20 protein-coding genes are annotated in these 20843 nt (G+C 72.0%); 17 read left to right on the top strand and 3 right to left on the bottom strand.

The features are described 5' to 3' along the window. Positions 1–136: 136 nt before the first annotated feature. A complete protein-coding gene (locus ACSHXC_RS20910) occupies positions 137–1351 on the bottom strand; it encodes a pyridoxal phosphate-dependent aminotransferase (protein WP_438293045.1) in 1215 nt (404 codons plus the stop codon). Positions 1352–1464: 113 nt separating this feature from the next. Here ACSHXC_RS20910 and ACSHXC_RS20915 point away from each other — a divergent pair, with 113 nt between their 5' ends. The 13 genes from ACSHXC_RS20915 (at position 1465) to ACSHXC_RS20975 (ending at position 14609) form a co-directional block, all read left to right on the top strand. Then, positions 1465–1764: a hypothetical protein gene (locus tag ACSHXC_RS20915; RefSeq protein WP_438293047.1), complete on the top strand. Its 300-nt coding sequence runs from the start codon at positions 1465–1467 to the stop codon at positions 1762–1764. A gap of 390 nt (positions 1765–2154) precedes the next feature. After that, positions 2155–2679: a DUF2617 family protein gene (locus ACSHXC_RS20920; protein WP_438293048.1), complete on the top strand. Its 525-nt coding sequence runs from the start codon at positions 2155–2157 to the stop codon at positions 2677–2679. An 84-nt stretch (positions 2680–2763) separates the two neighbouring features. Beyond that, positions 2764–4341, top strand: a complete 1578-nt coding sequence (locus ACSHXC_RS20925) for a polyamine aminopropyltransferase (RefSeq protein ID WP_438293050.1) — start codon at positions 2764–2766, stop codon at positions 4339–4341. Between the two features lie 73 nt (positions 4342–4414). After that, entirely contained in the window at positions 4415–5296 is an 882-nt protein-coding gene (locus ACSHXC_RS20930; protein WP_438293051.1) for an SRPBCC domain-containing protein, read from the top strand. A 78-nt stretch (positions 5297–5374) separates the two neighbouring features. Then, positions 5375–6163, top strand: a complete 789-nt coding sequence (locus ACSHXC_RS20935) for an aldose 1-epimerase (protein WP_438293053.1) — start codon at positions 5375–5377, stop codon at positions 6161–6163. A 24-nt stretch (positions 6164–6187) separates the two neighbouring features. After that, complete coding sequence (gene pyrE, locus ACSHXC_RS20940) at positions 6188–6736, top strand: orotate phosphoribosyltransferase (RefSeq protein WP_053726438.1); 549 nt, start codon at positions 6188–6190, stop codon at positions 6734–6736. 245 nt (positions 6737–6981) lie between these two features. Next, complete coding sequence (fbaA, locus tag ACSHXC_RS20945) at positions 6982–8004, top strand: class II fructose-bisphosphate aldolase (protein ID WP_438293055.1); 1023 nt, start codon at positions 6982–6984, stop codon at positions 8002–8004. A 174-nt stretch (positions 8005–8178) separates the two neighbouring features. Next, entirely contained in the window at positions 8179–9633 is a 1455-nt protein-coding gene (locus ACSHXC_RS20950; protein WP_438296721.1) for an MFS transporter, read from the top strand. 361 nt (positions 9634–9994) lie between these two features. Further along, entirely contained in the window at positions 9995–10408 is a 414-nt protein-coding gene (locus tag ACSHXC_RS20955; RefSeq protein ID WP_344377267.1) for a DUF3151 domain-containing protein, read from the top strand. 178 nt (positions 10409–10586) lie between these two features. Then, on the top strand, positions 10587–11417 hold the full coding sequence (locus tag ACSHXC_RS20960; RefSeq protein ID WP_438293057.1) for a DUF3152 domain-containing protein: 831 nt from the start codon (positions 10587–10589) through the stop codon (positions 11415–11417). A 102-nt stretch (positions 11418–11519) separates the two neighbouring features. Continuing rightward, positions 11520–12380 carry a tryptophan 2,3-dioxygenase family protein gene (locus ACSHXC_RS20965; RefSeq protein WP_386159863.1) on the top strand — a complete coding sequence of 287 codons (861 nt, stop codon included), beginning with the start codon at positions 11520–11522 and terminating at the stop codon, positions 12378–12380. Further along, positions 12373–13563 carry a kynureninase gene (gene kynU / locus ACSHXC_RS20970; protein WP_438293058.1) on the top strand — a complete coding sequence of 397 codons (1191 nt, stop codon included), beginning with the start codon at positions 12373–12375 and terminating at the stop codon, positions 13561–13563. Before ACSHXC_RS20965 ends, kynU begins: the two co-directional genes overlap by 8 nt. A 137-nt stretch (positions 13564–13700) precedes the next feature. Then, on the top strand, positions 13701–14609 hold the full coding sequence (locus ACSHXC_RS20975; protein WP_438293059.1) for an alpha/beta hydrolase: 909 nt from the start codon (positions 13701–13703) through the stop codon (positions 14607–14609). Positions 14610–14636: 27 nt separating this feature from the next. Here ACSHXC_RS20975 and ACSHXC_RS20980 read toward each other — a convergent pair whose 3' ends face one another. Then, positions 14637–15812 carry a GDSL-type esterase/lipase family protein gene (locus tag ACSHXC_RS20980; RefSeq protein WP_438293060.1) on the bottom strand — a complete coding sequence of 392 codons (1176 nt, stop codon included), beginning with the start codon at positions 15810–15812 and terminating at the stop codon, positions 14637–14639. Next, positions 15809–16378: a TetR/AcrR family transcriptional regulator gene (locus tag ACSHXC_RS20985; RefSeq protein ID WP_438293061.1), complete on the bottom strand. Its 570-nt coding sequence runs from the start codon at positions 16376–16378 to the stop codon at positions 15809–15811. The genes ACSHXC_RS20980 and ACSHXC_RS20985 overlap by 4 nt, the downstream gene beginning before the upstream one ends. 120 nt (positions 16379–16498) lie before the next feature. Between ACSHXC_RS20985 and ACSHXC_RS20990 the strand changes: the two genes are divergently transcribed. The 4 genes from ACSHXC_RS20990 (at position 16499) to ACSHXC_RS21005 (ending at position 20811) form a co-directional block, all read left to right on the top strand. Continuing rightward, positions 16499–16993 (top strand): FBP domain-containing protein, encoded by a 495-nt coding sequence (locus tag ACSHXC_RS20990; protein ID WP_438293062.1) that lies wholly within the window; start codon positions 16499–16501, stop codon positions 16991–16993. A 117-nt stretch (positions 16994–17110) separates the two neighbouring features. Further along, the gene (locus ACSHXC_RS20995; protein WP_438293063.1) at positions 17111–18511 is read left to right on the top strand and encodes a sensor histidine kinase; all 1401 of its coding nucleotides are present in this window, start codon (positions 17111–17113) and stop codon (positions 18509–18511) included. Continuing rightward, positions 18508–19176, top strand: a complete 669-nt coding sequence (locus ACSHXC_RS21000; RefSeq protein ID WP_438293064.1) for a response regulator — start codon at positions 18508–18510, stop codon at positions 19174–19176. The genes ACSHXC_RS20995 and ACSHXC_RS21000 overlap by 4 nt, the downstream gene beginning before the upstream one ends. 405 nt (positions 19177–19581) lie before the next feature. Further along, complete coding sequence (locus ACSHXC_RS21005) at positions 19582–20811, top strand: cytochrome P450 (protein ID WP_438293065.1); 1230 nt, start codon at positions 19582–19584, stop codon at positions 20809–20811. The last annotated feature ends 32 nt before the right edge of the window (positions 20812–20843 follow it).

Raw genomic sequence — 20843 nt, forward strand, 5'->3', positions numbered from 1 at the left:
GGACACCTCCGGTCGCGCGTTGGTCGTTCAGACCGACCATCAGCGCGGATCCGGCTTCCCGCGACCGGTGCGCCCCCGACCGGGTAGAACTCCGCCCACCCGGCGGTGCGCACGCGGGTCGCGGCGACCGTGCGCCCTAGCCCGCCAGGGCCTTCAGCCGGGTGACCGCCTCTTCGAGTACGGCCGTCTGCTTGCAGAAGGCGAACCGGACGAAGGGGGCGCCCTCTTCGCGGTGGTCGTAGAAGACCGCGTTGGGGATCGCCACGACGCCGACGCGCTCGGGCAGCGCGCGGCAGAACGCGAAGCCGTCGCTCTCGCCGAGCGGGCGGATGTCGGTGGTCACGAAGTACGTCCCGGCCGGGCGGAACACCTCGAACCCGGCCGCCGCGAGCCCCGCGCTCAGCAGGTCCCGCTTGGCCTGGTGGTCCGCGCGCAGGTCGGCGAAGTAGGAGTCCGGCAGCCGCAGCGCCTCGGCCACCGCGTACTGGAAGGGCCCCGAGGCCACGTACGTCAGGAACTGCTTGGCCGAGCGGACCGCGGCCACCAGCTCGGGGGCCGCCGTCACCCAGCCGACCTTCCAGCCCGTGAACGAGAACGTCTTGCCCGCCGAGCCGATGGTGACCGTGCGCTCGCGCATGCCGGGGCAGGAGGCGAGCGGGATGTGCTCGGCGCCGTCGAAGACGAGGTGCTCGTACACCTCGTCGGTGATCACCAGGAGGTCACGCTCGCAGGCGAGCTCGGCGACCGCGGCGAGTTCGGCGCGGGTCAGGACCGTGCCGGTCGGGTTGTGCGGGGTGTTGAGGAGGATCAGCCGGGTGCGCGGGGTGACGGCCGCGCGCAGCTCGTCGAGGTCGAGGACGAAGTGTCCGTGTGCGGCTCCGCCGCGGGGCCCTTCGGCGGGGCGCAGGGTGACCGGCACACGGGTGGCGCCCGCCATCGCGATGCACGCGGCGTACGAGTCGTAGTACGGCTCCAGGGCGATGACCTCGTCGCCCGGTTCGAGCAGCGCGAGCAGGGAGGCGGCGATCGCCTCCGTGGCGCCCGCGGTGACCAGGACCTCGCGGTCCGGGTCGAAGGTGAGGCCGTACCGGCGCCGCTGGTGGTCGGCGATCGCGGTGCGCAGTTCGGGGACGCCGGGGCCCGGCGGGTACTGGTTGCCCCTGCCGTCGCGCAGGGCGCGGACCGCCGCCTCCCGTACGGCCTCGGGGCCGTCGGTGTCGGGGAAGCCCTGGCCGAGGTTGATGGACCCGGTCCGCTGGGCGAGGGCGGACATCTCGGCGAAGATCGTCGTCCCGAACTCGGCGAGGCGGCGGTTGAGGAGAGGGCGCGCGCTGGAGGTCATGACCGCCATCCTGCGGGCAACCTCTGGAGTTGCTCAAGTGCGCTTTGGCCGTTGGCGGCCGGGGGCATTCCTCCACCACGCGGGACAACGGGGGACCGCGGCACGAAAGGACGGTGGGGGAAATGGACATCGCGATCGAGATGGGGATCCTCGTACTGGTGGTGCTGATCTTCGCGTGCACTCCGGCGGCGCGACGGCGGCGCAGGGCCATGGCGGCGCGCAAGCGGTCGAGGTGGTCGTCCTCCGGCAGCTCCGGGAGCTCCGGCAGCTGGTGGGCCGGGGCCGGGGACGGCGGTTCGTCCGGCGGGAGCGGTCACCACGGGCACCACGGGGGCAGCCACCACTCCTGCGGCGGCGGGCACCACTCGTGCGGCGGCGGCCACTCGTCCTGCGGGGGCGGCGGAGGCTGCGGTTCCAGCTGAGCGCCGATGCCTGAACTCCGCGCGAAACAGCTGGAGTTCGGGCCCAAGGGCCGACGGGGCGACAGGGGCAGATGCGGTCGCGGCTGTCACGGGGCAGCCGATTCCGCCGCCGGTCGTGCCCGTTGTGCGCCCGGTCGGTTCCGGCCGGCCGGGCGCCTTCTTTCACGCCTGTAGTTGAACGTTTGAACCGAGTGGCCCCCGAGGGGATGGAAACCCCATCAAGTTGGGTAAAAAAGCTGTGAGCGCCGCGCACTTCATGATTCCCTCGCAGATGAGAACGACGCAGCCCTCGGACTCCGGGCGATCAGAGAGCGGTCCCCCGTCCTACGTTGCGGTCCGAGGCGACCTCGGTCACCCACCCGCCACATGTGTGTTTTGCGGAGCCCACCCATGCTCACGACCCTCAAGACCGCCTACACCGACACGCGTGCCGCCGACCTCGCCTGGGCGCTGGGCCGCGAGCCGCTGCCCGCCCTCGCCGTACTCGACCTCGAACTGACCGGCGCCAAGCTCCAGTTGAGGCTGCTGGGCGCCTCGCACCAGGTGCTCCTCGACGAGGAGGCCGGCACCTGCTCGGAGACCGTCGCCTGCATGCCCGGCAGCAGTACGCCGCTTCCGCTCGGTGTGGCGAAACGTCTCGGGGAGTGGGACTACGAGTTCGCCGCCCGCGTCGAAACGCTCTCGCGCGGTTCGTTCGCGGGGCGCGCGCAGGAACTCCTCGCGCTCGTCGCCGACCATCCCAACGGACTGGCGGGAACGTTTCCGGGCTCGCCGCACGCCTTCACGGCGATGCTCGCGCAGCGCGGCGACGGCCAGGTGTGGTGGCGCACCTGGCACGCCTACCCGCAGGAAGGGCAGTTGGTGGTGACCCGGACCCGGGTCGGCGTACGGGTGCCCGCGCCCGCCGGGCTCTGAGGCGCTCGATCCCCGGACGGTTGGCTCCAGTTGAACCCGTGTGGGTGACAGGATGCAAACGGAGTGTGACGTAGCGTTCGCATCATGATCGAACCGTTCCCCGCTCCCGTGAGGAGGCCGCGGTCGGGTCGGTTCCTCGTCCTGGCCGTCGTGTTCATCTGCGCCGCCTGCGGCCTGGTGTACGAGCTCGAACTGGTCGCCCTCGCCTCGTACTTGATCGGAGACTCGGTCACCCAGGCCTCGGTGGTCCTCTCGGTGATGGTCTTCGCGATGGGTGTCGGCTCGCTGCTCGCCAAACGGCTGCGCTGCCGGGCCGCCGTCGGCTTCGGCCTCATCGAGGCCGCGCTCGCCCTGGTCGGCGGCTGCTCCGCGATGGCGCTGTACGCGACGTTCGCCTGGTTCGGCGGCTCGCGGTACGCCCTGGTCGCGTTCTCGCTCGCGATCGGCATGCTGATCGGCGCCGAGATCCCGCTCCTGATGACGCTCATCCAGCGCGTCTCGCGGCGCGCCGAGGGCGATGCGAGCGGCACGGTGGCCGACCTGTTCGCCGCGGACTACGTGGGCGCGCTCGTGGGCGGCCTCGCCTTCCCGTTCCTGCTGCTGCCCCAACTCGGCCAGCTGACCAGCGCGTTGCTCACCGGCGCGGTCAACGCGGTCGCGGGCGGCGCGCTCGTCCTGCTGCTCTTCGGCCGCGACCTGACCCCGCGCGCCCGCTGGGTGCTGCTCGCCGCCAACGCGCTCGTCCTGGCCGTGCTCGCGCTGACCACCGCCATGGTCGACGACTTCGAACAGGCCGCGCGCCGCGCCGTGTACGGGGGCCAGGTGCGGGTCGCCGTGCAGACCCACGTCCAGGAGATCGTCCTGACCGGCAGGGCCGGCCATCCCCTCGACCTGTTCCTCGACGGGCGGCTTCGCATCAACGGCCGCGACGAGTCCCGTTACCACGCGGCCCTGGTGCGGCCCGCGCTCGACGGCGGCCCGCACGGCCGCGTCCTGATCCTGGGCGGCGGCGACGGGCTCGCCGCCCGCGAAGTGCTGCGCCACCCCGGAGTGCGCTCGGTGACCCTCGTCGAGCTCGACCCCGGCCTCGTCCAACTCGCCAGCCACGACCCGGAGTTGGCGGCCCTGAACGGCCACGCCTACCAGGACCCCCGGCTGCACGCGGTGATCGCCGACCCCTTCAACTGGCTGCGCGGCGACGGCTACACCTCGGGAACGTACGACGTCGTCGTCACCGATCTTCCCGACCCCGGCATCACCGCGAGCACCAAGCTGTACTCGCAGGAGTTCTACGGGCTCGCCTCGCGCGTGCTCCGCCCCGGCGGGCGGCTCGTGGTGCACGCGGGGCCGGTGAAGGGCCGGCCGCGCACGTTCTGGACGGTCGCCTCGACGCTCCGCGCGGCGGGCCTGACGACCTTCGCGTACCGGGCGACCGGGCGCAGCGCGGGGTTCACCGCGGGCCCCGACCGCGCCCTGGACTCGGCGAAGTCCCCGCACGACTGGGGTTTCGTCCTGGCCGCGAGGCCCGCCCCGCATCCGTTCTCGGCGGGGGGAGCGCCCTCGGGCGTGCGGCTGCCCGCCGGCACGGAGTCGCTGACACCGCCCTCGGACGCGGCCGCCTTCCCGCCGTCGACGCTGGTGCATCCGCGGTATGCGGACTGAAGGGCGGCCGAGTCCGGCATCGGCGCCGCGTTGGCGCAGACGCGGCGGCCGGTGCTGAGTAGGCTCGGTGGCTATGGAGCATGAGGTGTTCGTTCCGGTTGAGGCCCAGTCACTCCGGCAGACGCTGCGCGATCCCGCCCGGGTCGCGCGCTGTGTGCCGGGGCTCCAGCAGGATGCGGGCGAGCCGCCCATCGCGGGCCGGCTGAGGGTCCGCGTCGGCGGGAGCACCATCACCTACCGCGGCGCGCTGCGCATCACCGAGCAGGACGACGACGTGTTCGCCTTCGAGGGCGAGGGCGTCGAGGTCCGCGGCGCGGGCGCGGCCAAGCTCACCCTGACCGTACGGCTGGCCCCGGCCTCCGGCGGCACCACCCTCGCCTTCGCGGGCACGGCGCTCGCGGAGGGCCGGGCGACCGAGGTGCCGGCCGACGCGGCCCGGGCCTCGGCGCTGCGCCTGCTCGACCGGTTCGCGGCGGAGCTGGCCCGGCCGGCGCGGGACGAGCCGGGCCTCGCGGACGGGTCCGGCGGGCCGGACGCCGCCGACACCGACCTCAACACGGATCTGGCCGACGGGCCCGGGGAGCGGCCGGCCGGACGTGACCCCGGCCTGGACCCCGAACGTGACACGGACCTCAACACCGACCTGGACTCGGAGAGCCTCGCCTCCGTCTTCGACGCCGAGGTGCCGCCGCCGTCCCTGGACTCGCTCGCCGACGAGGAGTTCGCCATCGAGGTCGGCGAACCGATGCCCGCCGAGGCCGCGCACGCCCGCCGCACCATGATCGGCCGCAGCGCCGAGGAGGTCGACCACGCACCGCCGCGCGGCCGGTACGCCCCCGTACCCGCGCCCTCGGGCGGCAACGCCGGTGCCACCCTGCGCTGGGTCGCCCCGGCCGCAGCCCTCGCGCTGGCGTCCGCGGTCGTCGTCGGCCGCGCGCTGAGGCGCCGGCGCTGAGAACCCGCCCGAGGCTGTCCGGATCTCGGGCGCGGGCGCTGACCCCACACCCGCGGCTCACCGGCTAGGGTCGGACGCGTGAGCAGTGACCAGATCACATTGGGCGCCGGCGCCGTGGAACTGACCGTCGACGCGGGCAACGGCTGCCGGATCAGCAGCCTGCGGATCGACGGCACCGAGGTGCTGCGCCAAGGCGACAAGTACGGCTGCTTCCCGATGGTGCCGTGGTGCGGCCGCGTCGAGAACGGCCAGTTCCGTGACGGCGGCGTGAAGTACCAGCTGCCGCTCAACTCGCCCCCGCACGCCATCCACGGCACCGCCCGCGACCACGCCTGGAAGACCGCGCGGGTCTCCGACACCGAGGCCGTGTTCACCTACGAGCTGGCCGAGCCCTGGCCGTTCACCGGCAAGGTCACCCAGATCTTCGAGCTGACCCCGGACGCGCTGACGGTGACGATGGGCGTCGAGACGTACGACAACTCCTTCCCTGCGCAGGCCGGCTGGCACCCCTGGTTCGTGCGGGAGCTCGACGGCAGCCGGGTCGAGCTCGCCTTCGACGCCGAGTGGCAGGAGGAGCGCGGCGACGACCACCTGCCCACCGGACGGCGCATCGCACCGCTGCCGGGTCCCTGGGACGACTGCTTCGGGATGCCGGACGGTGTCGACGTCACCCTGACCTGGCCCGAGCGGCTCGAACTGAAGGTGACCAGCCCCACCGAGTGGGTCGTCGTCTACGACGAGCAGGACGAGGCCGTGTGCGTGGAGCCGCAGTCGGGCCCGCCCAACGGCCTCAACACCCTGCCCCGCCAGGTCACCCCCATCGAGCCGCTGGAACTCGCGACGACGTGGACCTGGCGACGGCTGTGACCGGCCGCCTTTAAGCTGGCTGGCATGACTGACGTACGAGCTGACCTGCTCCAGCAGATCAAGGACAAGGCCGTGGTGCACGGCAAGGTGACCCTCTCCTCGGGGATCGAGGCCGACTACTACGTCGACCTGCGCCGGGTCACCCTTGACGGCGTCGCCGCGCCGCTGGTCGGCCAGGTGATGCTCGACGTCACGGCCGAGTTCGACTTCGACGCGGTCGGCGGACTGACCATGGGCGCCGACCCCGTGGCCGGCGCGATGCTGCACGCGGCCGCCGCCCGTGGCCGCACCCTTGACGCGTTCGTCGTCCGCAAGGCCGCCAAGGCGCACGGCATGCAGCGCCAGGTCGAGGGCCCGGACATCAAGGGTCGCCGGGTCCTGGTCGTCGAGGACACCTCCACCACCGGCGGCTCCCCGCTGACCGCCGTCGAGGCGGTCCGCGCGGCCGGCGCCGAGGTCGTCGCCGTCGCGACGATCGTGGACCGGGCGACCGGCGCCGCCGAGAAGATCACCGAGGGCGCGGGCGTGCCGTACGTCTTCGCGTTCTCCTCGACGGAACTGGGTCTCGCGTAAACCTCGCACAACCGTCGTAACCGAGGTGCGAAAGTCGTGACCTAGGTCCCGGGGCTCGGGCATCCGACCCGCTGACCTGCGCGTTTTTCAAGGGGCGGGCCGTTTCACGTGAAACGGCCCGCCCCTGGTGCGTCCGCCGGGTGGAGCCACGGCCAGAGTCTGGAAAGATGGGCGGCGACGATGACGTCGCCCCCAGGTCAGGGCCAGCACATATCGCACACCCGCACATCACAAGGAGCGGACAGATGCCCATCGCAACCCCCGAGGTCTACAACGAGATGCTCGACCGGGCGAAGGCAGGCAAGTTCGCCTACCCGGCCATCAACGTGACCTCGACCCAGACCCTGCACGCTGCGCTGCGCGGCTTCGCGGAGGCCGAGAGCGACGGCATCATCCAGATCTCCACCGGTGGTGCGGAGTTCCTGGGTGGCCAGTACAACAAGGACATGGTCACCGGTGCGGTCGCCCTGGCCGAGTTCGCGCACGTCGTCGCCGCCAAGTACGACATCACGGTCGCGCTGCACACCGACCACTGCCCCAAGGACAAGCTGGACGGCTACGTCCGCCCGCTCCTTGAGGTCTCCGCCGAGCGCGTCGCCAAGGGTCTGAACCCGCTGTTCCAGTCGCACATGTGGGACGGCTCCGCCGAGACCCTCGCGGACAACCTGGCCATCGGCCAGGAGCTGCTCGCCAAGGCCGCCGCCGCGAAGATCATCCTTGAGGTCGAGATCACCCCGACCGGCGGCGAGGAGGACGGCGTCAGCCACGAGATCAACGACGAGCTGTACACGACCGTCGACGACGCGCTGCGCACCGCTGAGGCCCTGGGCCTGGGCGAGAAGGGCCGCTACCTGCTTGCCGCGTCCTTCGGCAACGTCCACGGCGTCTACAAGCCGGGCAACGTCGTGCTCCGCCCCGAGCTGCTCAAGGACCTCCAGGCGGGCGTCGGCGAGAAGTACGGCAAGCCCTCGCCGTTCGACTTCGTCTTCCACGGCGGCTCGGGCTCCACGGCCGAGGAGATCGCCACCGCGCTGGAGAACGGCGTCGTGAAGATGAACCTCGACACCGACACCCAGTACGCCTTCACCCGCCCTGTCGCGGACCACATGTTCCGCAACTACGACGGCGTCCTGAAGGTCGACGGCGAGGTCGGCAAGAAGTCGACGTACGACCCGCGCACGTGGGGCAAGCTGGCCGAGGCGGGCATGGCCAAGCGGGTGGCCGAGGCGTGCGCGAACCTGCGCTCGACCGGTACGAAGCTGAAGTAATCCGGCGCGCTGCACTTCGGGCCCGGCTCCCCTTCGGGGGTGCCGGGCCCGTTTGCCGTCTGCGGGCCGTGCGTGGCCGGTCGCGCAGTCCCCGCGGCGGGGCGCCAGGGGTGGCTCCGGGTTTCGGGGAGGGGCGGGGCGGGGGACAGATCCGCTGTGGCGGACAACGTACGCATGGGCACCGGCCCCGGCCGCTGGGTGCTGCTCACCACCGTCCTCGGATCGGGCATGGCCCTCCTGGACTCGACCGTCGTCAACGTCGCCCTGCCCCACATCGGCACTGACCTCGACACCGACATGGCCGTGCTCCAGTGGACCGTCAACGCCTACATGCTCACCCTGGCCGGACTCATCCTGCTCGGCGGCGCCCTGGGCGACCGGTACGGCCGGCGGAAGGTGTTCGTGATCGGGGTGGTGTGGTTCGCCGCCGGATCGCTGCTGTGCGGGCTCGCCCCGAACGCCGGGGTGCTCATCGCCGCCCGCGCCCTCCAGGGCATCGGCGGCGCCCTGCTCACCCCCGGCTCCCTCGCCATCATCCAGGCGGGCTTCCACCCGGACGACCGGGCCCGCGCGGTCGGCGTGTGGTCGGGGCTCGGCGGGGTCGGGGCGGCCGTGGGCCCGTTCCTCGGGGGCTGGCTGGTGGACGGCCCCGGCTGGCGCTGGGTGTTCCTGATCAACGTGCCGCTGGCCGCGGTCTGCGTACCCGTCGCCCTGCGCCACGTGCCGGAATCGCGGGACCCGCGCACCCACACCGGCCGCTTCGACGTGATGGGTGCGGCGCTGGGTGCGCTGACCCTCGCCCTCGTGACGTACGCGCTGATCGAGGCGCCCGGGCAGGGTTCGTCGCGGCTGGTCGTCGGGGCGGGGGTGGCCGGGCTCGGCCTGGGCGCGGCCTTCGTACGGCGTGAACGGCATCTGCCCGACCCCATGCTGCCGCCGGACATCTTCCGCTCGCGGGTTTTTACGGCCGTGAACCTGGTGACGGTGTGCGTGTACGCCGCCTTCGGCGGATTCTTCTTCCTCGCAGCCCTCCAGCTCCAGGTCGTCGCCGGGTACTCGGCGCTCGGCGCGGGTGCGGCGCTGCTGCCGACGACGGTGCTGATGCTGCTGCTCTCGGCCCGTTCGGGCGAGCTGGGGCAGCGGATCGGGCCGCGCATCCCGCTGACCGTCGGGCCGCTGCTGTGCGCGGCGGGGATGCTGCTGATGCTGCGGGTCGGCGAGCGCGCGTCGTACGTACGTGACGTCCTGCCCGCGCTTGTCGTGCTCGGCCTCGGCATGGTCACCCTGGTGGCGCCGCTCACCGCAACGGTGCTCGCGTCGGTCGACGAGGGGCGGGCGGGGCTTGCCAGCGGCATCAACAACGCGGCCGCGCGGGCGGCGGGCCTGATCGCGGTGGCGGCGTTGCCGCTGGCCGCGGGGATGGGGCCGGAGGCGTACCGCTCGGCGGCGGAGTTCGGGGCGACGTTTCGGCGGGCCATGCCGATGTGTGCGGGGGCGCTGGCGCTGGCCTCCCTGGTTGCCTTTCTGACCGTACGGCGGCCGGCGGAGGCGGTTGTGCCGGCTTGCCGGATGCAGTCCGGGGTACCGGGCCCAGCCATCGAGCCCGACCATGGCGAGCCCACCCCCTGAACCCCGGGGCTCCGCCCCGGACCCCGTTGAGTCCCCACCCCGCCCCTTCCCGAGACCCTCCGGGGGTGCGTGGGTTGGGCTCCGGCCGGTGATGGGTGGTCATTCGGCTGCGGGCCGTGCGTGGCCGGTCGCGCAGTTCCCCGCGCCCCTGGCAGCGCTGGACTTGCCAGTGTGTCCGTGCAGGCGTCCCCAGCCGTCAGATGATCACGGACGTCAGCCCACCACTAGCCCGTCCGGCGTTTGAGGACGAGCGCCCTTCAGGCGCGAACGGGGTCTGGGGCGGAGCCCCAGGCAACCCGGCTTCCCGGCGGGGAAAAATCGGCCAGCTGCCGCTGGCCTTCGCGGTGGCAGACTTGGGCGCATGTCCATTCACGAGAACCTCCTCGGGGGCCCCGCCCCGACGCACCTCCCCGACGACCCGGAGCCGCGCGAGCTGCTCGCCGGCGGCACCGCGCCCGCCGACGTCGCCGCCAAGTACCCCACCTCCTCCCTCGCCTGGGCGCAGCTCGCCGACGACGCGTTCGACGGTGGCCGCACCGTGGAGTCGTACGCCTACGCCCGTACCGGATACCACCGCGGCCTGGACTCGCTGCGTCGTGCCGGGTGGAAGGGGCACGGCCCGGTGCCGTGGGAGCACGAGCCCAACCGCGGGTTCCTGCGGGCCCTGCACGCCCTCGCCCGTGCCGCGCAGGCCATCGGCGAGGACGCCGAGTACGAGCGCTGCACCACCTTCCTGCGGGACTCCTCGCCGCTCGCCGCCGACACCCTGGGCTGACCCACCCCGGGCCGATCGGGAACGTACGGGCCGTCCGTGCCATCTGTATGGCTGACACGGACGGTTCGGGCGGCTGCGGACGGCACCATCGCACGCGCGCCCGGCCGCATGGACAGGCTGGCGCAGAGGCCCCACTCCTCTCCCCCCAACCCAGCCGGGAGCAGGGGAGTACTCCGTCTTGGGCAAGCGCGGCGCCCACAGCGCACAGCAGCATCACGCAGACCGCAGGGGACGGCGGCGTTCCCGCATCCTGCTCCTCACCGGGTGTCTGCTCGGTGGCACGCTCGTCGGCGGGATCGCCCTCGCCCAGTGGCCCGGCGGGGCGCACAAGCCCGTCGTCGAGCCCGGCAACGTCTCGGCCAGCCCCATGGAGGAGCGGTCCCCGCTGCCCATCGAGGCGCCGCCCGCCAAGCCGTCCCCGTCCGGCGGTACGAAGGCGGACGTACCCGCCTCGGGGCCCGGCACCTTCACCACCGCCCAGGCCTCCGGCAAGGTCGTCGGCACCGGCGGCCCGCTGCGCCGCTACGAGGTGCAGGTCGAGGACGGCGTGGATGTATCCGCGACACAGGCTGCCCTCGACGTCCAGACGATCCTGTCCGACCCGCGCAGCTGGGCCGCCCACGGCAAGGGCCGTTTCCAGCTGGTGTCCAGCGGCGGCGATGTCGTCATAAAGATCGCCACGCCCAAGACCACCGACAGGCTGTGTGCTGCCAATGGTGACACCGGCGGCGAGCTGAACTGCGAGGTCACCGGTGGTGTCATCGTCAACCTCAAGCGCTGGGTGACCGGTTCGCCGCAGTACGACGGGCCGCCCGCCGAGTACCGGCACCTGATCATCAACCACGAGATAGGCCACATGATCGGCTACCACCAGCACATGGCCTGCCCGGGGCCCGGAAAGCCCGCTCCGGTGATGATGCAGCAGATCAAGGGCCTGAACGGCTGCAAGTCCAACGCATGGCCGTACACCGCGGACGGGACGTTCGTCACGGGGCCCTCGGTGCCCTGACGAAGCGCGCGGAACCGTGCTTATGATGCCGGTGGGGACCGGGGCTCCGATGCCGACCAAGGAAGGGGCGGACCGCTACCCGGACACATCGAGGAGACAGCGATGTCATCACAGATGTCCGAACCGGTCACGCCGCCCGAACAGGGCGATGAGCCGGAGACCCCGAATCTGGACTTCGAGGGCACGACACCGTACGAGGACTACGTCCAGGCGGACGTCCTCACCCACCTCCAGCATCTGCGCTCGGACGACCCTGGCGAGATGGTCTTCCTGGTCACCACCCAGGTCATGGAGCTGTGGTTCACGGTCATCGTGCACGAGTGGGAGACCGCGTCGCGGGCGCTGCGCGCGGACCGGGTGCCGGTCGCGATCGACGCCCTGAAGCGTTCGGTACGGGAGCTGGAGGCGCTCAACGCCTCGTGGACGCCGCTGGCGCAGCTGACCCCCGCCCAGTTCAACTCCTACCGGGCCGCTCTCGGCGAAGGCTCCGGGTTCCAGTCGGCGATGTACCGGCGGATGGAGTTCCTGCTCGGCGACAAGTCGGCGTCGATGCTGGTGCCGCACCGGGGCGCGCCCCGGGTGCACGCCGAGCTGGAGAAGGCGCTCGGCGAGCCGAGCCTGTACGACGAGGTCCTCGCGCTGCTCGCGCGGCGCGGGTACGCGGTTCCGTACTCGGTCCTGCAGCGCGACCTGACCCGTAAGTACGAGCCGTCCGCCGAGGTCGAGGCGGTCTGGGCCGAGCTGTACGCGGGTGACCAGAACGGTGAACTGGTGCGGCTGGGCGAGGCGTTGACCGATGTCGGCGAACTCGTGTGGCGATGGCGCAACGACCACCTCGTGGCGACCCGGCGGGCCATGGGCGCCAAGTCCGGCACCGGCGGTTCGGCCGGAGTGGCCTGGCTGGAGAAGCGGGCCACCAAGAACGTGTTCCCCGAGCTCTGGACGGCCCGCAGCCATGTCTGAGGCACTGGCCAAGAAGGCCGCGGCACTGGACGCCGCAGACGAACTCGCCCGGCACCGCGAGCTGTTCGCCCTCGACGACGGTGTGGTCTACCTCGACGGGAACTCGCTGGGCGCGCTGCCCCGGCACGTTCCGGCCCGTATGCAGGACGTCATCGCCCGCGAGTGGGGGCAGCTGCGCATCCGGTCCTGGGAGGAGAGCGGCTGGTGGACCGCGCCGGAACGCATCGGCGACCGGATCGCCCCGCTCGTCGGCGCGGCGCCGGGCACGGTCGTGGTCGGCGACTCGACGAGTGTGAACGTCTTCAAGGCGCTCGTGGCGGCGGTCCGGCTCGCCGGTGACGACCGGGACGAAATCCTGGTCGACGCCTCGACGTTCCCCACGGACGGGTACGTGGCGGAGTCCGCGGCTCGCATGACGGGCCGTCAGATCCAGGCCCTGGCGCCCGCCGACATCCCGGGCGCGCTCGGTCCGCGTACGGCGGCGGTCCTGGTCAACCACGTGGACTACCGCACGGGGCGCCTCAACGACCTCCCTGCCATGACGACGGCGATCCGGTCGGCCGGGGCCCTCGCGGTCTGGGACCTGTGCCACAGCGCGGGCGCGCTGCCGGTCGGCCTCGGCGCGCACGGCGTCGACTTCGCGGTGGGCTGCACGTACAAGTACCTGAACGGCGGGCCGGGTTCGCCGGCGTACCTGTACGTACGCGGCGACCACCAGCCCCGCTTCGACACCCCGCTGCCCGGCTGGAACTCGCACGAGGACCCCTTCGGGATGCGGCCGGCGTACGCGCCGGGCGACGGCGCGGTACGGGGCCGGGTCGGCACGCCGGACATCCTGTCCATGCTGGCCCTGGAGTCGGCGCTGGACGTGTGGGACGGGGTCCCGATCGAGGCGGTGCGAGCCAAGTCCCTGGCCCTGACCGACTTCTTCCTCGAATGCGTCGAGGCGTACGTTCCGGCGGGGCGGGTGTCGTCGCTGACACCGGTCGCGCATGCGGAACGGGGCAGTCAGGTGTCCTTGAGCTGCGCGGAGGCGGGCGAGGTGATGCGCGCCCTCACCGCGCGGGGTGTGGTGGGCGACTTCCGCCGGCCCGACGTCCTGCGCTTCGGCTTCACGCCGCTGTACGTGGGCTTCGCCGATGCGGAGCGGGCGGCCGCGGAACTCGCGGCGCTGGTGGGCTGAGGGGGCTTTCCCTTGGGCGGGGGTGCCTGAGCCTGGGGCGGAGCCCCAGGGCACCCCGGGTTGCAGGGTGGGGGCGCCCTGGTAGCGTCCCTCGCGCCCGGGTGATCAACCGGCTTGGCCTGGCGAAAGGTTGGGGAATGACGGATTCCGCAGAGCGCGACGCGGCCGAAGAGGCCTCCGCCTTCTCCCATCCCGCCGTCGCCCCCGACACCACCGCCGCGTACGGCGACCACCCCGACCAAGTGATCGACTTCTACGCCCCCCGGAGCGGCCACGTTGGCGCCCCCCTCGTCGTGCTGCTGCACGGCGGCGCCTGGCGGGCCCCGTACGACCGCATGCACGTCACCCCGTTCGCGGACTTCCTGGCCCGGCGCGGGTTCGCCGTGGCCAACGTCGAGTACCGGCGCGGGAGTCTGCTGCCGCAGCAGGGGGGTGTCATTGGGGCCTCCCCTGCTCGAACGAAGTTGAGAGCTTGGGGAACGGTGGCCGGGCGCTGGCCCGACACCTTCGACGACGTGGCGGCGGCCCTGGACGCGCTGCCCTCCCTCGTACGGGACGCCGTGCCGCAGGCGGACCCCCGCCGCACCGTACTGGCCGGGCACTCGGCCGGCGGCCACCTCGCCCTGTGGGCCGCGGCCCGGCACGTACTGCCGGCCGGCTCCCCGTGGCGCACCCCCGGCCCCACGGCGCTGCGCGGTGTCGTGGCCCTCGCTCCCATCGCCCACTTCGCCACGGCTGTGGAGCTGGGTGTCTGCTCCGGGGCCGTCCTCCAACTCCTTGGTGGGGAAGGGGAGTTGGAGTCACGCGGTCCGCACGCCGACCCCGCCGCCCTGCTGCCCACCGGGATCGCCACGGCCGTCGTGCAGGGCCGGGAGGACATCGTCGTGCCGCAGGCCGTGGCGGAGGCGTATGTCGATGCGGCGGCCAGGGCGGGGGAGACGGTGGGGCTCACCCTGCTGGAGGGTGTGGGCCACTTTCCGCTGATCGACCCTGCGGCTGACGCGTGCGCGGTGGTGGCGGAGGAGATCGCTCAGCTGGCGTACTGAGCGCGTCCGCCTCCGCGGGGGTGCGGTTCATTCAGGTGCGGACCCCGTCTCACTGAACACCCCACCCCGGAAGGCGAGTTCAGCGAATCGCTCCCCCATCCGGCGATGCGTTGCCGCATCGGGATGCAGCGCGTCCGGCAGTGGCAGCTCCGCCGTGTCCCTCTCCCCGTACAGGGAACGGCCGTCCAGGTAATGCACGTGGGGGTCGTCCGCCGCGCGCATCGCCACTATCGCTGCCAGTTCCTCCCGGATCGTGGTCAGTGTCAGGCGGGTCGGGTCCGTCGTGTCGCCTGTGGCGCGGAACCTCAGGCGGCCGGAGGCCAGTTCTGTGAGGTCCGGGGCGCAGGGGCCCGGGGTGGTCTCGTGGATGGGGCACAGGATGGGGGAGATCACCAGGAGCGGGGTGGTGGGGTGGCCGTCCCGGATCGTGTCAAGGAAGCCGTGCACCGCCGGGACGAACGCCCGCAGCCGCATCAGATCGTGGTTGACCAGATTGATGCCGATCTTGACGCTGATCAGGTCCGCGGCCGTGTCCCGCATGGTGCGTGCGGTGAACGGGTCGAGCAGGGCGTTGCCGCCGAAGCCCAGGTTGACGAGCTCCGCGCCGCCGAGCGAGGCGGCCAGCGCCGGCCAGGTCGTCGTCGGGCTCGCCGCGTCCGAGCCGTGGCTGATCGAACTGCCGTGGTGCAGCCACACCTTGCGGCCCGAGTCCGGCACCGGCTCGACGGGCGCGTCGGTGCGCAGGGCGACCAGCTCGGTGGTCTCGTTGTACGGGAGCCAGATCTCCACGTTCTTGACGGTGGCCGGCAGGTCGGTGAAACGCAGGGTGCCCACCGGGCCGGGGTCGGTCGTGACGGACCCCGTTGCCATGTCGATGGTTGCGGTCCTGCCGCCCGCCACGCTGCCCTGACCCGCCAGGCGGCCATCTACCAGCAAGTCGTACATGCCGTCGGGACGAGCCGGCATGCCGACGTACACGCGCTTGGTCGGCAGCGTGTCCAGCTCCACGGTCGTGGCCCGGGTGCGGAAGGCGAGGCGCACGCCGGAGGGCTGGGTCTCGGCCATGGCGAGCTGCGCGTCGACGCCCCGGGCGCGGGCCCGGGCGGGCAGCCGGTGCGGCAGCACGCCGTGCTCGGTGTGCTCCAACTCGATGGCTCCGCGCAGGAGTTGGGCGGTTATGGGGGTCGTCGTCAGCTGGGTCATGAGGCCGGCCAGTTTCGTAGTAGGGCGTCGAGAGCGTCCAGGGTGCGCTCCCAGGTCTCCTGGGTGTCGGGCGCGCTGTGGCTGAACCCGCCGCCCATCTCCAGGCTGATGTAGCCGTGGAAGGCGCTGCCGAGCAGCCGCACCGCGTGCGTCTGGTCCGGCTCCGTCAGGTCGTAGCCGCGCAGGATCGCCCGCGTCATCTGCGAGTGCCTGCGTCCCGCGCTCGCGGCCGCCGCCTCGGCGTCGAGTCGCAGCTGGGTCGCGGCATAGCGGCCGGGGTGCTCGCGGGCGTAGTCGCGGTAGGCGTTGCCGAGCGCGGCCAGGGCGTCCTTGCCGGACCGGCCGGCCACGGCGTCGGCCACCAGGTCCGCGAGTTCCGCCAGGCCGAGGAGGGCGATCCTGGTCTTGAGGTCCTGGGAGTTCTTCACGTGCGAGTACAGGCTCGCGACCTTGACGTCGAACCGTCTGGCCAGCGCCGAGACGGTCACCTGCTCGAAGCCGACCTCGTCGGCCAGCTCCGCGCCCGCCAGGACCAGGCGCTCGGTGGTCAGTCCTACCCGTGCCATGCCCTGCCCTTCCTCTCTCTCGCATGCGCGCTGCTCGCATGCCTCGTTCTGCTTCCTCGAAGACTACCTTAATCAATTACCCATTTGCCTAAAACATTTAGGCAATCTACCGTGATGTTTATGAAGCCGCTGACCGAGCAAGAGATCCGTGCCGCCTTCGTGAACTGCACCAAGGGCGAGGCCAAGCGCCTGGCCGTCCCGCGCGACCTGGCCGACCGGCCCTGGGACGACCTGGACTACCTCGGCTGGCGCGACCCGCAGGCGCCCGACCGGGGCTACCTCGTCGTCGAGCTGGACGGCCGCCCGCAGGGTGTCGCCCTGCGCTGCTCCAGCGCCGCCGTCGGGCAGCAGCGGCGCAGCATGTGCTCGCTCTGCCTCACCACCCACTCCGGCGGCGTCTCGCTGATGGTCGCGCCGAAGGCGGGCAAGCCCGGCAAGCAGGGGAACTCGGTCGGCGCGTACATCTGCAGCGACCTCGACTGCTCGCTCTACGTACGCGGCAAGAAGGACGCGGGGGTCGGGGCGCGGCTGCACGAGACGCTCACCGTGGAGGAGAAGATCGGCCGGACCGTGGCGAACCTCGCCTCCTTCGTCGCCAAGGTGACGGCCGCCTGACCCGGGCCACCGCGGGCTCGTAGAGGCTCGTGGCGGCGCGTAGTCCCTGAGGCGGACCCCGCAGGATCCCCATCTGGCCGGACGCCCCGGCGGGGCCCGCCGCCTACCTTGGTGGGTGTGAACGAGACGACCAGGCTCCGACAGGGGAGCGGCAGTACAGCGGGTGGCGGCGCCGAGCGCACTCCGGAGTTCCGGCTGGCGATGGACGCGTACGGAGGGCTGCGCAGGGACCTGTTCCACGACGCGTTCGCCTACAGGCCGCTCCCGCGCATGCGGACCGACGGGGTGATCACGCGCCGGCTCCCGGGCCGCATACGCGAGGCCGCGGCCTGGACCCCGCACGCCGTGGTCTGCTTCCTCGCGTTCATCGCCATGCTGTTCGGCTACACGCGCAGCCTGAACGGACTCGGCGGGGGCCTCGCCTGGATGCTGAGCGGGCTGATCGTGGCGGTGCCGGTGGTGATGACGCTGGTACGCCCCATCGGCGCGTTCTGGCTGTCCTGCGGGGCGACGCTCTTCATCGGCATGACGGGCGAGCACGGCAGCATGACCCCGTGGACGCCCGGCTCGGTCTTCATGCACCTCAGCGTCCTGGTCGTGGTGGCGCTGCGCACCCGGCCCCGCATCGCGCTCTGGATGTGGGCGGTGACCGTGGCCCTCGGCGTGGTGGTGGGCACCGCACGCGGCCACTCGGGCTCCTTGGGCAGCGTGCAGATGGTCTTCTTCTACGGTGTGGTCCTGCTCGTCATCTCCGTCGTGCACATCCGCAAGGACGCCGAGCGGCAGGTCAGCGCGGAGAAGTCGGTCACCGCGGTGGAGCGTGACAAGCGGACGGTCCTGGAGGAGCGCACCAACATCGCGCGCGAGCTGCACGATGTGGTGGCGCACCACATGTCGGTGGTCGCCATCCAGGCCGAGGCCGCGCCGTACCGGGTCGAGAACCCGCCCCCCGAGCTCGCCCAGGCCTTCGCGACGATCCGCGAGAACGCGGTGGCGGCCCTCACCGAACTGCGCCGGGTGCTCGGCGTCGTACGCGCGGAGGACTACGAGGCGCCGGACGCCCCCCAGCCCACCCTCGCCGACCTGGAGGGCCTGCTCGCGAACGTCCGCGAGGCCGGGCTTCCGGTGGAGAAGGTGATCACCGGTGCGGTACGGGAACTCCCGCAGGGCGTCGAACTCTCGGCGTACCGGATCATCCAGGAGGCCCTCAGCAACACCCTGCGGCACGCGCCGGGGGCCGGGGCGCGGGTGGAGATCGGGTACGTTCTGGGCGGGCTCGGCCTGCGCGTCGTGAACGGCCCCGCGACCTCCGAGGCCGGCCCCTCGCAGGGTTCCGGGCACGGGCTCACGGGCATGGCGGAGCGGGTGGCGATGCTCGGCGGTGTGATGACCGCGGAGCGGACGGCGGAGGGCGGGTACGAGGTGACGGTCTTCATCCCGGTGGAGCCGGCCGAGCCGAGCGAGCCGACCGGGGCATCTGGGGCATCCGCAGCGACGGAAACGGAAGAAAAGGCATGACGATCAAGGTTCTGATCGTCGACGACCAGATGATGGTGCGCGAGGGCTTCTCCGTACTGCTCGGCGCGCAGCCGGACATCGAGGTCGTCGGCGAGGCGGTCGACGGCCGCGAGGCGGTCGCCCAGGTGCGGGCGCTGCGTCCCGATGTGGTCCTGATGGACATCCGGATGCCCGGCATGAACGGCATCGACGCGACGCGCGAGATCGTGGCGTCGGACGACTCGTCGAAGGTGCTCGTCCTGACCACGTTCGACCTCGACGAGTACGTGTACCAGGCGCTGCGGGCGGGGGCCTCGGGGTTCTTGTTGAAGGACGCGTCCGCTCGCCAACTCGCCGAGGGCGTACGGGTGGTGGCGTCCGGGGAGGCGCTGCTCGCCCCCTCGGTGACCCGGCGGCTGATCAACGAGTTCGCGCGGGTGGTGCCGGTGCAGCGGGCGGGGGCGTCCGCGCCGGCCGGGCAGGTGGAGGAGCTGACGGACCGCGAGACGGAGGTCCTGGTCCTGATCGCCCAGGGCCTCTCGAACCAGGAGATCGCGGACCGGCTTGTCGTGGCGGAGTCGACGATCAAGACCCACGTGAGCCGGATCCTGGTGAAGCTGGGGCTCCGGGACCGCACGCAGGCGGCGGTGTACGCGTACGAAACCCGCCTGGTGACCCCGGGTTGATTCCCCCACCCCGCCCCTTCCCGCTGTGACACTCTGCGGCTCCGCCGCGTGGCCTCCGGGGGTGAAGGACCCTGGGGCTCCGCCCCAGACCCCGTTCGCGCCTGAAGGGCGCTCGTCCTCAATCGCCGGACGGGCTGGGTATGCCTGCTGAGCACCCCGCCAAGGACGACTCTGCTAGGGGCGCGGGGAACTGCGCGAGCAACCACGCACGGCGCGAGGTCGAAGGCGGGTTTAGGGGCGCGGGGCTGTGACATTGTGCGGCTCCGCCGCGATGGGGGTCCCCCCTGTTCGAGCGAAGCCGAGAACTTGGGGGAGCGACCAGCCACTCACGGCCCGCACTCAACACACCGGCCCCCCAACCCCGCCCCCTTGATCCCCAGCCACCCGCACCCCATTGTCGAGCCCATGAACCCCACCACCCCCTTCCGCCCAGGCGCAGCCGATTTCGTCGCCAACCCCTACCCCGCCTACGCGGAGCTACGGGCAGCCGGCCGGGTGCACCACTACGCCCCCACCAACCAGTGGCTCATCCCGCACCACGCAGACGTATCCACCCTGCTGAGGGACCGCCGCCTCGGGCGGAGTTATCAACACCGGTTCAGTCACGAGGAGTTCGGCCGGACGCCCTCGCCCGCCGCGCACGAGCCGTTCCACACCCTCAACGACCACGGCATGCTCGACCTGGAACCCCCGGACCACACCCGTATCCGCAGACTGGTCTCCCAGGCCTTCACCCCCCGTACGGTCGAGCGGCTCGCCCCCACCGTGCACCGCCTCGCGGAACGGCTCGTCGACGACTTCTGCGCGGCGGGCGGCGGTGACCTGCTCGCCGGGGTCGCCGAGCCCCTCCCCGTCGCGGTCATCGCCGAAATGCTCGGTATTCCCGAGGCGGACCGGCCCCTCCTGCGCCCCTGGTCCGCCGCGATCTGCGGCATGTATGAGCTCGATCCAGGTGAGGAGACTGCCGCCAATGCCGTACGCGCATCGCTTGAATTCAGCGCCTATCTGAGGGAGTTGATCGCCGAACGGCGCAAAAACCCCGGCGAGGATCTCGTCTCCGCGCTGATCGCGGCCTACGACGGCGACAGCGGCGGCCATGCGGCCAGGCTGACCGAGCAAGAGATGATCTCCACCTGCGTACTGCTCCTCAACGCCGGCCACGAAGCCACCGTCAACACCACCGCCAATGGGTGGTGGGCCCTGTTCCGCAACCCCTCCCAGCTTGCCGGGCTCCGCGCGGCGCCCGACGCTCAACTCCCCACCGCCATCGAGGAGTTGATGCGCTACGACACCCCGCTCCAACTCTTCGAGCGCTGGGTGCTCGAAGACATCGAGTTCGCCGGGCAGAAACTCCCGCGCGGCAGCGAGGTCGCCCTGCTCTTCGGGTCCGCCAACCGTGACCCCGCCCGGTTCGCCGACCCCGACACCCTCGATCTGACCCGCGCCGACAACCCCCACATCTCCTTCGGCGCCGGTATTCACTACTGCCTCGGCGCGCCCCTCGCCCGACTCGAACTCCAGGCTTCCTTCGGGCAGTTGCTCAAGAAGGCGCCCCGGCTGCGGCCGGCCGCCGAGCCGGAGTGGGGCCCCGGATTCGTCATCCGGGGGCTCACGCGCCTCCAAGTGGAGTGCTGAGCCCACAGATACCCACCGTTACACCCCCCCGT

Source organism: Streptomyces sp. HUAS TT7 (assembly GCF_051550175.1).
GTDB lineage: Bacteria > Actinomycetota > Actinomycetes > Streptomycetales > Streptomycetaceae > Streptomyces.

Excerpts from the sequence above, each read along its gene's own strand:
- ACSHXC_RS20950 (WP_438296721.1), top strand. The coding sequence starts at position 8,179 with ATGGGCACCGGCCCCGGCCGCTGGGTGCTGCTCACCACCGTCCTCGGA.
- kynU (WP_438293058.1), top strand. The coding sequence starts at position 12,373 with ATGTCTGAGGCACTGGCCAAGAAGGCCGCGGCACTGGACGCCGCAGAC.
- pyrE (WP_053726438.1), top strand. The coding sequence starts at position 6,188 with ATGACTGACGTACGAGCTGACCTGCTCCAGCAGATCAAGGACAAGGCC.
- ACSHXC_RS20975 (WP_438293059.1), top strand. The coding sequence starts at position 13,701 with ATGACGGATTCCGCAGAGCGCGACGCGGCCGAAGAGGCCTCCGCCTTC.
- ACSHXC_RS20955 (WP_344377267.1), top strand. The coding sequence starts at position 9,995 with ATGTCCATTCACGAGAACCTCCTCGGGGGCCCCGCCCCGACGCACCTC.
- ACSHXC_RS21005 (WP_438293065.1), top strand. The coding sequence starts at position 19,582 with ATGAACCCCACCACCCCCTTCCGCCCAGGCGCAGCCGATTTCGTCGCC.
- ACSHXC_RS20910 (WP_438293045.1), bottom strand. The coding sequence starts at position 1,351 with ATGGCGGTCATGACCTCCAGCGCGCGCCCTCTCCTCAACCGCCGCCTC.
- ACSHXC_RS20930 (WP_438293051.1), top strand. The coding sequence starts at position 4,415 with ATGGAGCATGAGGTGTTCGTTCCGGTTGAGGCCCAGTCACTCCGGCAG.
- ACSHXC_RS21000 (WP_438293064.1), top strand. The coding sequence starts at position 18,508 with ATGACGATCAAGGTTCTGATCGTCGACGACCAGATGATGGTGCGCGAG.
- fbaA (WP_438293055.1), top strand. The coding sequence starts at position 6,982 with ATGCCCATCGCAACCCCCGAGGTCTACAACGAGATGCTCGACCGGGCG.
- ACSHXC_RS20990 (WP_438293062.1), top strand. The coding sequence starts at position 16,499 with ATGAAGCCGCTGACCGAGCAAGAGATCCGTGCCGCCTTCGTGAACTGC.
- ACSHXC_RS20965 (WP_386159863.1), top strand. The coding sequence starts at position 11,520 with ATGTCATCACAGATGTCCGAACCGGTCACGCCGCCCGAACAGGGCGAT.
- ACSHXC_RS20980 (WP_438293060.1), bottom strand. The coding sequence starts at position 15,812 with ATGACCCAGCTGACGACGACCCCCATAACCGCCCAACTCCTGCGCGGA.
- ACSHXC_RS20925 (WP_438293050.1), top strand. The coding sequence starts at position 2,764 with ATGATCGAACCGTTCCCCGCTCCCGTGAGGAGGCCGCGGTCGGGTCGG.
- ACSHXC_RS20920 (WP_438293048.1), top strand. The coding sequence starts at position 2,155 with ATGCTCACGACCCTCAAGACCGCCTACACCGACACGCGTGCCGCCGAC.
- ACSHXC_RS20985 (WP_438293061.1), bottom strand. The coding sequence starts at position 16,378 with ATGGCACGGGTAGGACTGACCACCGAGCGCCTGGTCCTGGCGGGCGCG.
- ACSHXC_RS20915 (WP_438293047.1), top strand. The coding sequence starts at position 1,465 with ATGGACATCGCGATCGAGATGGGGATCCTCGTACTGGTGGTGCTGATC.